The sequence below is a fragment of the Alkaliphilus metalliredigens QYMF genome (assembly GCF_000016985.1).
Classification (GTDB): Bacteria; Bacillota; Clostridia; order Peptostreptococcales; family Natronincolaceae; genus Alkaliphilus_A; species Alkaliphilus_A metalliredigens.
This window is the reverse complement of record NC_009633.1, coordinates 4915034-4929566: the sequence shown is the minus strand read 5'-3', so window position 1 is coordinate 4929566 and position 14533 is coordinate 4915034. Positions and strand designations below refer to the sequence as shown.

At 35.5% G+C, this 14533-nt stretch carries 17 protein-coding genes; 16 read left to right on the top strand and 1 reads right to left on the bottom strand.

All coding sequences use genetic code 11. From position 1 onward, the window contains the following. The first annotated feature begins 618 nt into the window (after positions 1-618). The 9 genes from rpmH to noc all read left to right on the top strand — a co-directional run bounded on the left by rpmH (position 619) and on the right by noc (position 8192). Positions 619-753 carry a 50S ribosomal protein L34 gene (gene rpmH / locus AMET_RS23985; protein ID WP_012065753.1) on the top strand — a complete coding sequence of 45 codons (135 nt, stop codon included), beginning with the start codon at positions 619-621 and terminating at the stop codon, positions 751-753. 52 nt (positions 754-805) lie between these two features. Next, on the top strand, positions 806-1141 hold the full coding sequence (rnpA, locus tag AMET_RS23980; RefSeq protein WP_012065752.1) for a ribonuclease P protein component: 336 nt from the start codon (positions 806-808) through the stop codon (positions 1139-1141). A gap of 62 nt (positions 1142-1203) precedes the next feature. Then, positions 1204-1413 (top strand): membrane protein insertion efficiency factor YidD, encoded by a 210-nt coding sequence (gene yidD, locus AMET_RS25335; RefSeq protein WP_012065751.1) that lies wholly within the window; start codon positions 1204-1206, stop codon positions 1411-1413. A 29-nt stretch (positions 1414-1442) separates the two neighbouring features. Further along, on the top strand, positions 1443-2105 hold the full coding sequence (locus tag AMET_RS23975) for a YidC/Oxa1 family membrane protein insertase (RefSeq protein WP_012065750.1): 663 nt from the start codon (positions 1443-1445) through the stop codon (positions 2103-2105). A 1-nt stretch (position 2106) separates the two neighbouring features. Then, positions 2107-2730, top strand: a complete 624-nt coding sequence (gene jag, locus AMET_RS23970; protein WP_012065749.1) for an RNA-binding cell elongation regulator Jag/EloR — start codon at positions 2107-2109, stop codon at positions 2728-2730. 377 nt (positions 2731-3107) lie between these two features. Beyond that, positions 3108-4493 (top strand): tRNA uridine-5-carboxymethylaminomethyl(34) synthesis GTPase MnmE, encoded by a 1386-nt coding sequence (gene mnmE / locus AMET_RS23965; protein ID WP_012065748.1) that lies wholly within the window; start codon positions 3108-3110, stop codon positions 4491-4493. Between the two features lie 151 nt (positions 4494-4644). Further along, a complete protein-coding gene (mnmG, locus tag AMET_RS23960; protein ID WP_012065747.1) occupies positions 4645-6537 on the top strand; it encodes a tRNA uridine-5-carboxymethylaminomethyl(34) synthesis enzyme MnmG in 1893 nt (630 codons plus the stop codon). After that, positions 6537-7256, top strand: coding sequence for a 16S rRNA (guanine(527)-N(7))-methyltransferase RsmG (gene rsmG / locus AMET_RS23955; RefSeq protein ID WP_012065746.1), 720 nt, complete (start codon positions 6537-6539; stop codon positions 7254-7256). The genes mnmG and rsmG overlap by 1 nt, the downstream gene beginning before the upstream one ends. Before the next feature lie 123 nt (positions 7257-7379). Then, positions 7380-8192, top strand: coding sequence for a nucleoid occlusion protein (gene noc, locus AMET_RS23950; protein WP_012065745.1), 813 nt, complete (start codon positions 7380-7382; stop codon positions 8190-8192). A gap of 65 nt (positions 8193-8257) precedes the next feature. On the opposite strand, the gene AMET_RS23945 is transcribed toward noc, so the two are convergent. Then, positions 8258-8527 (bottom strand): TMEM165/GDT1 family protein, encoded by a 270-nt coding sequence (locus AMET_RS23945; RefSeq protein ID WP_012065744.1) that lies wholly within the window; start codon positions 8525-8527, stop codon positions 8258-8260. 178 nt (positions 8528-8705) lie between these two features. On the opposite strand from AMET_RS23945, the gene AMET_RS23940 reads away from it, so the two are divergent. The 7 genes from AMET_RS23940 (at position 8706) to AMET_RS23910 (ending at position 14475) form a co-directional block, all read left to right on the top strand. After that, complete coding sequence (locus AMET_RS23940) at positions 8706-9479, top strand: ParA family protein (RefSeq protein ID WP_012065743.1); 774 nt, start codon at positions 8706-8708, stop codon at positions 9477-9479. Further along, positions 9480-10349: a ParB/RepB/Spo0J family partition protein gene (locus AMET_RS23935; protein WP_012065742.1), complete on the top strand. Its 870-nt coding sequence runs from the start codon at positions 9480-9482 to the stop codon at positions 10347-10349. Positions 10350-10395: 46 nt separating this feature from the next. Then, positions 10396-11310, top strand: coding sequence for a PhzF family phenazine biosynthesis protein (locus AMET_RS23930; protein WP_012065741.1), 915 nt, complete (start codon positions 10396-10398; stop codon positions 11308-11310). A gap of 89 nt (positions 11311-11399) precedes the next feature. Beyond that, entirely contained in the window at positions 11400-12545 is a 1146-nt protein-coding gene (locus AMET_RS23925; protein ID WP_012065740.1) for an aminotransferase class V-fold PLP-dependent enzyme, read from the top strand. 194 nt (positions 12546-12739) lie between these two features. Then, entirely contained in the window at positions 12740-13288 is a 549-nt protein-coding gene (locus AMET_RS23920) for a DUF4446 family protein (RefSeq protein ID WP_012065739.1), read from the top strand. Beyond that, entirely contained in the window at positions 13289-14194 is a 906-nt protein-coding gene (locus tag AMET_RS23915) for a diacylglycerol/lipid kinase family protein (RefSeq protein ID WP_242661360.1), read from the top strand. A gap of 20 nt (positions 14195-14214) precedes the next feature. Next, positions 14215-14475 (top strand): YkuS family protein, encoded by a 261-nt coding sequence (locus tag AMET_RS23910; RefSeq protein WP_012065737.1) that lies wholly within the window; start codon positions 14215-14217, stop codon positions 14473-14475. The last annotated feature ends 58 nt before the right edge of the window (positions 14476-14533 follow it).

Sequence of the window (14533 nt, the reverse complement as noted above, 5' to 3'; positions counted from 1 at the left end):
AAAAAGAATAGGAATATAATATATAAAGAAAAGCATATAATATAATGATGTAGCAAAATAATGTTGCGAGTAAAATAAACTTATCCTAAGTGTTATCCACAAAAAAAATAAAAAAACGCATCTTTGGTACAAAAAAAATAGGACAAGTCTTATACACACGATAACGAGTAAAAGATGCAGATGTTTGTGGACTTTTATAAAAAAGTAATAGTAAGTGCCAAAGTATGTACAAAATCCACATAGGGTTTATGCACAGAAAAAATGGCAAAAAGTGAGTATAAACAAGAATATTAAAGGAAATCTTAGAGTTATACACAGGTTTACCCACAATATGTGCATAACTGGGGAAAATGTGAATAGTTTTTTCCTTATTATCAACAGGTATATCTATATTAACAAATTTTTTAAGTTTTTTCAATGATTAAAAGAAAAATATCCACAAATAAACAGATTGTGGAGAAAACTATCCACAATCTAGAAAAATGCTTTTTTCTTGACAGTTACAGTGAATATAGGTATAATCTATCTGTAGTGTGCTCAAAAATAGGTATAAATAAATTAATCCGTCAGTGATTATATAGTAGTACTCCATTGTAGTACTTGAAGGGGGTGTATTTCGTGAAAAGAACATATCAGCCTAAAAAAAGACAAAGAAAGAAAGAACATGGTTTTGTAAAGAGAATGCGTACAACGAGTGGCAGAAGAATACTAAAAAGACGTAGACTAAAAGGCAGAAAGAGATTGACTGCATAAGGCCGCACTATGTGGCCTTTTTCTGTAGCTATGATGATTTGGAGGAAGAAGTATGCAGTCCAATAATAAGCTAAAGAAAAATCAGGACTTTAGAATGGTATATCAAAAGGGACGGTCTATGGCCAATAAGCTCTTGATTATATACATTGTAAACAATAATTTAGAATACAATCGAATTGGATTTACTGTTTCCAAGAAAGTTGGTAATAGTGTTGTAAGAAGTAGAGTAAAGAGATTAATGAAGGAATCTTATCGTTTAAATGAGGGGAAAATAAAGACAAGCCATGATATCGTTTTCATTGCTAGACCCAATTGCAAGGAATCAACTTATAAAGAAATTGAAAGTGCCTTGTTACATTTAATTCGGAAAATGAAACTGATTAGTTAGGCACTAGCTATATTAATTTATTTATTAAATATGTATTTAAAAAGCAGTGGAGTGAAGCGCTTATGTCTAAATTCCTTATTAAACTGATTACCCTATATCAAAAATGGATTTCACCATTAAAGGGACAGACTTGTCGATTTTATCCAACTTGTTCTAGTTACAGTATATCAGCATATAATACTTATGGATTTTTTAGGGGAACTTATTTAACGATTAGACGGCTATTAAAGTGTCATCCCTTCCACCCTGGAGGGTTTGACCCTTTAAAATAATACACAACGGTGTATAGGGGGGTTTAAACTTGAGGTTTTTTGCACAACCATTAGGTGCTCTATTAAAACTAATATTTGATCTTATTGGAAACTATGGGGTTTCAATTATTGTTTTCACAATTTTAGTTAAACTTTTATTACTCCCGTTGACGCTTAAACAAACAAGGTCAATGAGACAAATGCAAGAAGTTCAGCCTGAGATTAAAAAGTTACAAGAAAAATATAAAAATGATAAAGAACAACTAAATGCAAAGACAATGGAGATATACGCAAAATATAATGTTAGTCCATTTGGAGGCTGTTTACCCTTATTAGTTCAGTTTCCAATTTTGATTGGATTATTTACAGCTCTAAGAGATCCAGCAACCTATGTATTTGGTTCGGCTGAAATATATGCGAGTATTAACACTAGTTTTTTATGGTTATCCAACTTATCGGATGCAGATCCATGGGTACTACCACTGTTAGCAGGGATAACAACTTTCTTATCTAGTAAAACAATGTCCACAGGAAAACAAGCTGATCAAACCCAAAAAATGATGACATACGGCATGCCACTTATGATATTTTGGTGGGGAAGAAGCTTTCCAGCAGGACTAACACTTTATTGGGTAGTGAGTAATCTATTCCAATTCGTTCAACAACTATTAATGAATAGATCCCAAGATAAGTTAAAGGAGGGTTCTAATTAATATGAATATGACCGAAGCAATGGGTAAAACGATTGATGAAGCCATTGAAATAGGTTTAAAGGAACTTAATAAAACTAAGGAACAGGTTGAGATTGAAATAATAGATCAACCTTCCAAGGGTTTTTTGGGTTTTATTGGAACAAAAATGGCAAAGGTGCAATTAACAGTTGTCAACCAGGTAGAGGATGAGGCTAGAAACTTCCTAAAGGATGTTTTGGAGGGCATGACCATTCCGGACGTTGATATTCAAATCGAAAGAAACCAAGACATATTGAATATTACATTAGAAGGACCCAATATGGGCGTTGTCATTGGACGAAGAGGCCAGACACTAGATGCGGTTCAGTACTTAGTTAGTTTAGTCGTTAATAAGGGCGAAGATAAATATGTAAAGGTTATTCTTGATACAGAAAACTATCGACAAAAAAGAGAAGAGACATTAGTTCGTTTAGCAAACAAAATGGCTCGAAAAGCTAAAAAAATAGGCAAAACAGTTGCATTAGAACCAATGAATCCATATGAAAGAAGAGTAATTCATTCAACTCTTCAAGGAAGTCCTTTTGTGCAGACATATAGTGAGGGTGAAGAGCCTTATCGGAAGGTAGTCATTTCTCTAAAAAAATAAGAGACATAAACCCAGTTAAATAACTGGGTTTTTTTATATAATAGGAAAGTGGTGCTTTCATATTATATAAAAAAGAGGGGTTGTAGGGGATGAAATCCCCTGCCCGTTTTCAGGAAGGTGCTCAGCCAGCTTCACTGGCGTCGAAGGAAACCTAGGGTTTCCTAGCGAAAGCGTCGAAGACGCTTTTTTTATGATTTCAAATGATTTATAATTAAATACAAGAGAAATTTGGTATAATAACTAATAAGTTTAATGAGTAAAGGTGAGGATCTGCTTGAATTAAATAAAGAGAACACATAGTAAGTATAGATGTTCTGGTAAAGCATTGCAAATAATTTGGTTTGTAGTTTAACTAATTAAATAATAGAGGTGAAAATATGTTTTTAGATGATACAATTGCGGCGATTGCCACAGCCCATGGAGAAGCAGGAATCGGTATTGTAAGAATTAGTGGTGAGAAAGCACTCCATATAATAGATCAAGTATTTCAATCTAAACAAGGGAAAAAATTGAAGGATATTTCTCCTAGACGAATTACATATGGGCATATTATCGATACAGAGCGAAATGAACGTATTGATGAAGTCTTGGTTTCGTATATGAAGGGACCACATACCTATACCACAGAGGATGTCGTAGAAATTAACTGTCATGGTGGGATGATTCCTGTAAAGCGTATATTAGAATTAATTTTACGCAAGGGTGCCAGAGCTGCAGATGCTGGAGAATTTACAAAGCGTGCTTTTTTGAATGGTAGAATTGATTTAGCCCAGGCAGAGGCTGTAATGGACTTGGTTAGTGCAAAAACAGATATGGGTTTTGATGTGGCATTAAATCAATTAGAAGGGTCTCTTTCTAAACGAGTTAAAAAAGTGAAGGATGAGCTTTTAGATATGTTAGCCCATATTGAAGTATCCATTGATTTTTCAGATGAAGACGTAGATGAAGTTACTTTAGATTTACTCTTAAAGCAAAGTATGGAGATTGAAAAAAAGATAAAAGTCTTATTGGAAACAGCGGATACTGGAAAGATATTGAGGGAAGGGCTCAACACAGTGATTGTAGGAAAGCCCAATGTAGGAAAGTCTTCATTACTAAACGCACTATTAAAGGAATCAAGGGCCATTGTGACGGAAGTGCCAGGCACAACAAGGGATGCCATTGAAGAACATTTTAACATAAGAGGAATTCCATTAAATTTAATTGATACAGCAGGAATTAGGGAAACAGAAGATATTGTAGAAAAAATAGGGGTAGAAAGATCCAAGGCGTTTTTTAATAAAGCAGACTTAATCATTTTAATGCTGGATGCATCTAGAGAGTTAACCCCAGAGGATCTACAAATTATGGAGCTAGTCAAAAGTAAAAAAGCCTTAATATTAGTTAATAAAACTGACTTAACGTCACAAATTGATTATGATCGAATCATAGAAATTGTGGGGGAAAAGAAGGTGATCAAGATTTCACTTATAGAAGAAAGTGGCTTAGAGGAAGTAGAGGAAGCCTTAGTAGAAATCGTTTATAAGGGTGAAACAAGGGCTAAGGATAGTCTACTGGTCACAAATGTACGACATAAAAATGCTTTAGAAAGAGCTTTAGAGAGCCTAACAGACGGAGTACAAGCAATCAAGCAAAAAATGCCCCTTGATTTTGTAGAGGTTGATGTAAAAAATGCTTGGGATGCATTAGGTGAGATCACAGGAGATACAGTGGGAGAAGATTTATTAGATCATATATTCCAAAACTTTTGTATTGGGAAGTAGTTGTTTCACGTGAAAAACAAAGTGGAATTGTTTCACTAAGATGAAATATAGGGAGTGTCTACCTCCTATGATTACAAAATACCATCTATGATAAGGCTTCTGTAAGGGTCTTAAATCTGGTAAATAAAATTAGAATAAGGGAGAAACAAATATGAAGTATAATGCGGGAACATTTGATGTAATCGTAGTTGGGGCAGGACATGCTGGCTGCGAGGCTGCTTTAGCAGCTGCAAGAATGGGTGCAAAAACCCTGATGTTAACAATGACATTAGATTCAATTGCAATGATGCCTTGTAATCCATCCATAGGAGGCACAGGAAAAGGACATCTCGTTCGTGAAATTGATGCAATAGGTGGAGAAATGGGAATCAACACTGATAAAACATTTATTCAAAGTCGTATGTTAAACACAGGAAAAGGGCCAGCGGTGCATTCCTTAAGGGCACAGGCCGATAAGAATAAATATCATACGGAGATGAAAAAAACCATAGAAAATGAGCCTAACCTACTTTTAAAACAAGCAGAGGTTGTGGATTTAATCATAGAAGACAACACAGTGAAGGGTGTTGTGACCAGATCAGGAGCCAGCTTCTATAGCCATTCAGTCATCTTGGCTACAGGGGTCTATTTAAGAGGCAAAATTTATATTGGAGAAGTTAATTATGAATCTGGTCCTAATGGTCTTTTTCCTTCAATGCATCTGTCGGAAAAACTGACAAAGCTAGGATGCAATATGAGGCGATTTAAAACAGGAACACCAGCGCGGATTCATCAGGATTCTGTTGATTTTTCAAAAATGGAAGAGCATCTAGGAGATGAGGAAATTGTTCCTTTTTCTTTTATGAATGACGGAATAGAGAAAAAACAAGTCCCCTGTTGGTTGACCCGTACCACAGGAGAGACTCATCGAGTCATTATGGAAAATTTGAATCGTTCAGCAATGTATAGAGGGGATATGGAAAGTGTTGGACCTAGATATTGTCCTTCTATTGAAGATAAAGTTGTTCGCTTTAGTGATAAGCCATCCCATCAGATTTTTATTGAACCAGAGGGATTAGATACAAAAGAAATGTATGTACAGGGGATGTCAACTAGTCTACCAGAGGAAGTACAGGATGCCATGTTAAAAACCGTAATCGGGTTGGAATCGGCTGTTATTATGAGACCAGCCTATGCCATTGAATACGACTGTATAGATCCAACACAGCTGAAACCTACTTTAGAGGTAAAGCATATTGAAAACCTATTTAGTGGGGGTCAATTCAATGGAACATCGGGCTATGAAGAAGCAGCAGCACAAGGCCTGATGGCAGGAATTAATGCAGTTTTAAAGACTAAGGGAGAAGAGCCCTTTGTTTTAGATCGATCCGAGGCCTATATAGGTGTATTAATTGATGATCTTGTGACAAAAGGAACCAACGAGCCCTATCGAATGATGACCTCCCGGGCTGAATATCGATTAATATTAAGACAAGATAATGCAGATATGAGATTAACAGAAAAATCATATAAAATTGGTTTAGCCTCCAAGGAAAGACTTGAACGTTATCTACTCAAGAAGAGTCATATTGAGGAAGAAATAACGCGTCTTAAAAAAACAAATGTGTCCCCAGAAAAAGCGAATCCAATTTTAGAAGAAAACAAGAGTTCTTTAATTAAAGCAGGTATGTCTCTCTATGACTTATTAAAACGTCCTGAGGTAACCTATAAAGTCCTGAAGAAGATTGATGAAAATAGAAATGTGGATATTGTAAGAGATGCCCAAGAGCAATGTGAGATTATCATTAAATATGAGGGATATATTGAAAAGCAGCTTCGACAAATCGACCAGTTTAAAAAATTAGAAAACAAAATACTGCCCCAAGAAATTGATTATCATGGTATTGACGGATTGAGACTTGAAGCAAGACAAAAGCTGAGTGATATTCAGCCTATGTCTGTAGGACAAGCCTCTAGAATATCTGGTGTATCTCCTTCTGATATTTCAGTTTTGATGATCTACCTAGAGCAAAGAAGACGACAAAAAAATGGAGGCGGGACCTAATGGAGAGCAAAATGATTTTAAAGGACGGATGTCAAGAGCTAGGGTTTCATATAGATGACAATCAGGTTCAGCAACTACTTACATATAAAGATATTTTACTGGAATGGAATGAAAAAATGAATTTAACTGCCATCACAGAAGAAGAAGAAGTAATGGTTAAACACTTTTTAGACTCCCTATCCTGTATTCAGAGTCAATATTTAAAAGAGGAAGGCACAATGATTGATGTGGGGACTGGTGCTGGATTTCCAGGTATTCCATTAAAGGTATATTTCCCTAAGTTGAAATTAACCCTATTGGATTCCTTAAATAAAAGAGTTGAATTTTTAAAGGAAGTATCCCAAGAATTAGGCCTAGAAGATGTAAATTTTGTTCATGGAAGAGCAGAGGAGTGTGGTCAGGAGGAGACCCATCGAGAACAATATGATTATGCAGTAGCCAGAGCAGTGGCATCCTTAAATGTACTAGTAGAGTATTGCTTACCCTTTGTGAAGGTAGGAGGATATTTTATATGTCAAAAAGGTCCACAGCTTAAGGAAGAAATACAAAATTCACAAAACGCCATCACAGTTTTAGGAGGAAAAGTAGTAGAGCAAAAAGAGATTACATTGCCTTTTAGCGATATTACCCATAGTCTTTTAGTCATCGAAAAAATAAAACAGACTCCGACAAAATACCCCAGAAAGCCTGGGACACCCAGTAAAAAGCCGATAAAATAAGGAAAAATTGGGGATTTTGTAAAACGAAAAATAAAAAATTATGTCACTTGCTAGAAGGAGTCGATATTTTTTTATAGAAATAGGTATTATGGAATATTGTGAAAGAAGAGAGGGATATAGCTTATGAATACTACAGAAAAAAAGATGATGGAGATTGCCATAGATTCTGTCATTCCCAACCCATATCAGCCAAGAAAAACTTTTTCTCAGGTGAGCCTAGAGGAATTGAGTCAATCAATTAAGGCATATGGCATTTTACAGCCAATAAGTGTGAGAAAAATAGGCGAAGAGAAGTATGAGTTAATTGCTGGAGAAAGAAGACTAAAGGCAGCAAAACTGGCAAGACTCGTGACAATTCCTGCTATTATCAACACACATTATAACGATAAGGATGCTGCTGTTTTAGCCATTATTGAAAATTTACAGCGGGAAGATTTAAACTTTATTGAAGAAGCTGAGGGGTATGCTAACCTAATTCATGATCATGAGTTTACACAGCAGGAATTGGCAGAACATATAGGAAAAAACCAATCAACTATTGCAAATAAGCTAAGAATTCTCAGACTTAGAGATGATATTAAGAAGATGTTAATAGAGCATGAATTAACAGAAAGACATGGAAGGGCACTTTTAAAGCTTCCAGATGATGAGTTGAGAATGGATATATTAAAAAAAGTAATTAAATATGATTACAATGTTAAAAAGACAGAAGAACTGATAAAAGAGATGTTAGAGGATATCTCTAGTCAAAAAGAAGAGGCGCAAAAAGTAACTAAAAAGATTAAAAGTTTTTTTAACTACCGTATTTATATTAATACAATTAAGCAAGCCTATGATGCAATTAAAGAAAGAGAAGAAAGTGCAGAGTTCTCACAAGTAGATAAGGGAGATTATATTGAAGTTGTGGTTAAGATTCCCAAGGAACCAAAACAGTAAAGTAGAAACAAATAGATATATCTAAAAAGATTACTAACCTAATAGTAATCTTTTTTAGAAAAAAACTAGAACTTCCCTGATAAAGTTAATACACCAATGACAATAAAAACAACCCCAGCCCCGGTTTGTAGATAACTAGTGGGTATATACTTTGTCAAATAGGTACCAGCTAACACACCAAGTAAGGAGCTTAATAATAGAGCAAGGGATGCACCAATAAACACAGGCCAAATTGACTCAGATTGGGTTGCAAGCAACATGGTCTGAAGCTGTGTCTTGTCACCTAACTCGGCCACAAAGACCACTAGAAAAGTTGAAAAAATAATACGTAACATAAGAGTGCCTCCTCATTATTGATAAACTAATTTTCAGATTTCTTGGAAGCGATTAGTAAAGTGACGATAGAATGAATCACAGAGTATATATATTCAAGTGGAATTCGTATTATTAGTTATTTTTGTAGGGAAAGCGTATGTATTTATTTTCAGGATTATTTTAAGGGGGGAAAGAATATTGGGAAAGGTAATAGCAGTCTTTAATCAAAAAGGTGGCGTAGGAAAAACAACAACAAATGTTAACCTAAGCGCTTGTATCGCCCAAGAAGGGAAGCGAGTTTGTGTCATAGACATAGACCCTCAAGGAAATACAACAAGTGGATTTGGAATTGATAAAAAACAATTAGAATACAGCATTTATGACGTGTTGATCAACGATCTGCCCATAGAAGAGACAATTATGCATACAGATTACGAAAATCTAGACATTGTTCCTTCAAGTGCACAGTTAGCTGGAGCAGAAATTGAATTAACCACTATCCAAAAAAGAGAATTAAGGCTCAAGGAATCCATTAATCGTATTAGAGATAACTATGATTATATATTTATTGATTGTCCTCCATCATTGGGGCTATTAACCATTAATTCTTTAGCAGCCGTGGATAGTGTTCTAATTCCAATACAGTGTGAGTACTATGCATTGGAGGGCGTTAGCCAATTAATGAATACAATTCAGTTAATAAAGAAAAGCTTAAACAAGGATTTGGAGATTCAAGGAGTCGTTTTAAGTATGTTTGATGGTAGGACAAACCTATCTATTCAAGTGGTGGATGAAGTCAAAAATTACTTTAAAGGAAAGGTATATGCGACGATTATTCCTAGAAATGTGAGATTAGCAGAGGCACCTAGCTTTGGACAACCTATTATATATTATGATAATAAGTCTAAGGGAGCCGAAGCCTATACGGATTTAGCTGTGGAATTTCTAGACTTGGAAGAGGATGTGATTTAGATGACTAAATTGAAAAAAAGAGGACTTGGTAGAGGACTAGAAGCATTAATCCCTGACATGATCATAATGGAAGCAAGTCATGATGAAAAGCAAGTAGAAAAGCTACAGCTTATTTCTATTGAAGAAATCTCTCCCAATGAAGATCAACCTAGAAAAACATTTGACGAAACAGCCCTAGAGGAACTGGCAAAATCCATAGAACGACATGGAATGATTCAACCTATAATCGTATCCAAGGAAAAGAGAGGCTATCAAATCATTGCAGGAGAAAGGCGATGGAGAGCTGCTCGGAAGATTCAACTTAAGGAAGTGCCTTGTATCATTAGGGAATATAGCAGACGCCAATTGTTAGAAATTGCTTTAATTGAAAACTTACAGCGTGAAAACTTAAGTATTATCGAGGAAGCAAAGGCATATAAGTATTTAATTGATGAATATGATGTAACCCAGGATCAGCTAGCCGAGGCATTAGGAAAAAGTCGACCTCATATCACAAATATGCTTCGTCTATTACAATTAGATGAAAGAATTATTGATATGATCCAAGGAGAAAGAATTACCGGGGGCCATGGTAGGGCTTTGTTGTCCATTAAAGACAGCGAAAGACAGTATCAAATCGCTCTAAAAGTAGAAAGTGAACGATTGAATGTAAGGCAAGTAGAAGGCCTCGTTAAGGCGTTATTAGAAAATCAAAAGGAAAAAAAGAAAAAAAAGCAAGAAAAGGATTTAATTATAGTGGAGATTGAAGATAATCTTAAAAAATTGTTTGGTACAAAAGTAAGTATTGTAAAAGGGCAGAAAAAGGGAAAAATAGAAATAGAGTACTATAATGATGAGGATCTAGAACGAATACTTGAGATGCTGAACTAGCAGGAATGTTTCACATGAAACTAAAAGGATAGTAGGTGTAAAACAAATGGACTACATTGTATATCAAGCAGATGCATTTACTAATAAGCGATTTGGAGGAAACCCAGCTGCAGTGGTTCCAAATGCAAAAGGATTAGAAGAGATAACAATGCAACAAATTGCTAAAGAAATGAACCTATCAGAAACTGCCTTTGTTTTTCCTATGGATGAAAGAGGAGACCAATATGAAGTACGCTTTTTTACGCCCCAAAAAGAGGTGGCACTTTGTGGGCATGCCACAGTAGCGACCTTTCATGTTTTATATGAAAAAGGATATATTAAAAGACAATCCAGACCGACAATTCTCAAACAAAGAACAAAGGCAGGACTCTTAAAGGTATATTTAGATGTCTCCCAGGGAAAGTTGCAAAAAGTCATGATGGAACAAGCCTTACCTGAAATCATTAACCATGAATTTAATCAAGTAGAGCTCTGCAATATATTGGGAATTAAGGTGGCGGATATGGGAATTAACGAAATAAAAGTGAAGCCACAGATTATCTCAACGGGATTAAGGGATATTATTGTACCCATTAAATCCTTAGAAGTCTTAAAAAAGATGAAGATAGATATGGAAAAATTAAGTCAGTACAGTAAAAAGGTGGGTGTTGTAGGACTACATGCATTTACACTTGAAACAATGGATAAAAGAAATACCGCCCATTGTAGAAACTTTGCGCCGGCTGTGGGAATCAATGAAGAATCTGCTACTGGAACAGCCAACGGTGCACTGGCTGTTTTTTTAGCAGCAAATGAGATTATTTCAATCAAGGAGGAAAAAAACCTTATTTTTGAACAGGGATATTTCATGGATCGACCCAGTACAATACACTGCACGATTAAAAGAGATCAAGACAACTACAGTGTTAATGTAGGAGGACAAGCTGTTATCGTGTTAGAAGGGGTTTTAAAATTTCCTTAATCATGAGACCATTCCCATATTGATTACTTTTAGAATATGATATAATTAAGTGATAAAGAATGATATTAATGCTTAAAGGAGTGGAATAAGTGATTTACTTGGACAATGCTGCCACAACGTATCCAAAACCTGAAGCTGTTTATGAAGCAGTTTTGAATCATATGAAAAATGCAGGGGCTAATCCGGGACGGTCAGGGCATAAACTAGCACTGGAGGCCGGACGAGGCATTTTTACTGTAAGAGAACAATTGAGTGAGTTATTCAATATAGATAATCCAATGCAAATTATTTTTACTGCTAATGCCACAGAAGCATTGAATTTGGCAATAAAAGGAGCTCTTAATAAAGGAGACCATGTGATCACATCCAGTATGGAACATAATTCTGTTCTAAGGCCAATTAAAGCATTAGAAGAAATTGGTATAGAGAATACAATCATTCAATGTGACAGAACGGGCTATCTCAATATTGAAGATGTGAAGAGGGCCCTTAGAAAAAACACAAGAATGATTGCAATTACCCATGCTTCTAATGTAACGGGTACAATTCAGTCCATTGAAGCCATTGGTAAAATAGCAAGAGAGTCAAAGGCTTTGTTTTTAGTAGACGCCGCCCAAACAGCGGGGGTATATGAAATTGACGTGAAAAAAATGAACATCGATTTATTAGCCGCTCCAGGACATAAGGGTTTAATGGGTCCCCAAGGAACGGGATTTCTATATATCCGTGAAGAAGTAGAAGTCCGACATTTTAAAGAAGGGGGAACAGGGAGTAAGTCTGAGGAATTAATTCAACCGACGATACTACCAGATCGGTATGAGAGTGGCACCCTTAATACCCCAGGTATCGTGGGGTTAGGGGCAGGAATTCAATTTATTTTACAGGAAGGCTTAGACAAAATCAGAAGACATGAAGAGGAATTAACACAGTATTTTATAAAGCGATTGAAAGAAGTTGAAATGGTCAAAATATATGGACCACAAGATGCCACCAAGCAAGCTGCAGTGGTTTCAATTAATATCGGGGAAGAGGATTCCTCGGAAATGGCCTATATTTTTGATCAAATGTTTGAAATAGCTGTTCGTTCTGGGCTTCACTGTGCAGCCATGGCCCATAAAACAATTGGTACATTTGAGCAGGGAACGATTCGATTTGGTATGGGGTATTTTAATAAAGAAGAAGAGATAGATGTCGTGATTGAAGCCATAAAAACCATATGCGAACAATTAGAGTAAGACCGTGAATTACAACATTAGTTTTAATATCGGGAAAGCCAAGGGAAAGCCTCTTGGTTTTTTGTTGGATTTTTTAATCTGCATTAGGGAAATTTTACATAGAATATTTTGTTGAAAAATAGCAGGAAAACAAATATGACTGTGGAATTATATAAGCTTAGATGAAACTGTTACACATGAAAGGAGGTTATAACATGCAATGGGTGTTAACCTTTGTAGAAATGTATGGAACTTATTTTATATTGGGTAGTTTTTTATTGAACTTATTACTGGTTTTATTATTGATTATTTATAATACCACAACTTCCAATTTAAAGGATAAGTATAAACGATTGGTAAAGGGAACAGATGGCAAAAACATTGAGAGCGTATTAATGCAACACATTGAAAAGGTAGAAGAGGCTCAAGTCGAAGTTGAAAAAGTTCATAAGAGATTAGATATTATAAACAATCGAATGAGCTTCTGTATTCAGAAAGTAGGTATGGTCAGATATAATGCTTTTGCTGATATGGGAAGTGACCTAAGCTACTCCTACGCACTATTAGATGAGAATAACAATGGCATGATCATTACTGGTATTTATGGACGCAGTGAGACAGTTACATATGCTAAGCCAGTAAAGGACGGAAAATCTAATTACAGTTTATCTGTTGAAGAGCTTCAGGCATTGCAAAGAGCTAAGGAAAATACGATAGATACCCTAGAACTTCAAGGATTTAGAAGCAAAAAAGAATTAGGGTAGGTGAAGAATGTGACCTATTGCTTTATAGTCAACCCTGTTTCAGGTAAAAACAAAGGGAAAAAAGTCATGGTATTGGTTGAAGAGGTATTAAAGAAAAAAAACGTAGACTATCAGCTGTATGTCACAAATAAGCCAGGTGAAGCTCAGTTTTTAGCATCACAAGCTTCTCGAGAAAAATACGATGTAATTGTGGCAATAGGAGGAGATGGAACTATTCATGAAGTACTAAATGGAATGATCCATAGTAAAAAAAAGCTAGGGATTATTCCAGCAGGTACAGGGAATGACCTGGCAAAATCTTTAAACTATCCAACAAATGTGGAGCAGGCCCTAGAAACAGTCCTCAATGGGCATACAAGAAAAATAGATATTGGTAGGATTAATGGAAATTATTTCATTAACTTTGCCAGCATTGGACTAGATGCCTTGATCGCTGAAGAAGCTAATAAGATGAAAAAGCTTTATTCTAGCAGGTATACCTATGTACTAGCGGTTCTAAAAGGGATTATTGTCTTCAAAAGCCCTACCATAAAAGTTTTAATTGATGGAAAAGAACAGAAACGGGAGATCATGCTTCTTGCAATATGTAATGGAGCTTATTATGGTGGCGGGATGAAGATTGCCCCCACTGCAGATGTAGCAGATGGGTATTTGGATGTTTGTTTGATAAGAAAAATGTCCAAGTTAAAGCTATTGTTCTTGTTTCCTACTATTTTTACTGGAAATCATGTTAAATACAAAGAGGTTGAATTTTATAGAGGAAAAAAAGTTGAAGTTTCTTCCCAAAGCAAATTTAAGTTTAATGCTGATGGAGAAGTAAAAGATCATCTTCCAACTACAGTTGAAATTATAGAAAAGGGAATTGAAATTATTTGGAATAAAGAAAACACCTTCTTGGAATCATAACCTAAGGAGGTGTTTTTTATATGAAGCGAATTGCAGTACAAAAAGGACTAGAAGAGATAAGAAAAGGCCTAAGATCCAAGGGATATGAGGTTGTCAATTTTAATGAAGGACACTTTGTAGATGCTATTGTTTATACAAATGATTATGGAGGACTAGAAAATGTAAATAATAATGAAGAGAGCAATAGCAATGGGGCGGTACTTATAAATGCCACCAATCGATCAATGGAAGAAATACAGTATGTGATAGAAAACAGAAGATACGAGGGATTATTTACATAAAAAGAGGTCAATTCATTGGAATTGACCTCTTTTTATGTAAGCACTTGAAATTTTCAAT

Bases quoted from the DNA above. Each gene is read 5' to 3' on its own strand.
- AMET_RS23930 (WP_012065741.1), top strand. From the start codon at position 10,396: ATGGACTACATTGTATATCAAGCAGATGCATTTACTAATAAGCGATTT.
- rsmG (WP_012065746.1), top strand. From the start codon at position 6,537: ATGGAGAGCAAAATGATTTTAAAGGACGGATGTCAAGAGCTAGGGTTT.
- yidD (WP_012065751.1), top strand. From the start codon at position 1,204: ATGTCTAAATTCCTTATTAAACTGATTACCCTATATCAAAAATGGATT.
- mnmG (WP_012065747.1), top strand. From the start codon at position 4,645: ATGAAGTATAATGCGGGAACATTTGATGTAATCGTAGTTGGGGCAGGA.
- jag (WP_012065749.1), top strand. From the start codon at position 2,107: ATGAATATGACCGAAGCAATGGGTAAAACGATTGATGAAGCCATTGAA.
- rnpA (WP_012065752.1), top strand. From the start codon at position 806: ATGCAGTCCAATAATAAGCTAAAGAAAAATCAGGACTTTAGAATGGTA.
- AMET_RS23920 (WP_012065739.1), top strand. From the start codon at position 12,740: ATGCAATGGGTGTTAACCTTTGTAGAAATGTATGGAACTTATTTTATA.
- AMET_RS23935 (WP_012065742.1), top strand. From the start codon at position 9,480: ATGACTAAATTGAAAAAAAGAGGACTTGGTAGAGGACTAGAAGCATTA.
- AMET_RS23945 (WP_012065744.1), bottom strand. From the start codon at position 8,527: ATGTTACGTATTATTTTTTCAACTTTTCTAGTGGTCTTTGTGGCCGAG.
- AMET_RS23910 (WP_012065737.1), top strand. From the start codon at position 14,215: ATGAAGCGAATTGCAGTACAAAAAGGACTAGAAGAGATAAGAAAAGGC.
- mnmE (WP_012065748.1), top strand. From the start codon at position 3,108: ATGTTTTTAGATGATACAATTGCGGCGATTGCCACAGCCCATGGAGAA.
- noc (WP_012065745.1), top strand. From the start codon at position 7,380: ATGAATACTACAGAAAAAAAGATGATGGAGATTGCCATAGATTCTGTC.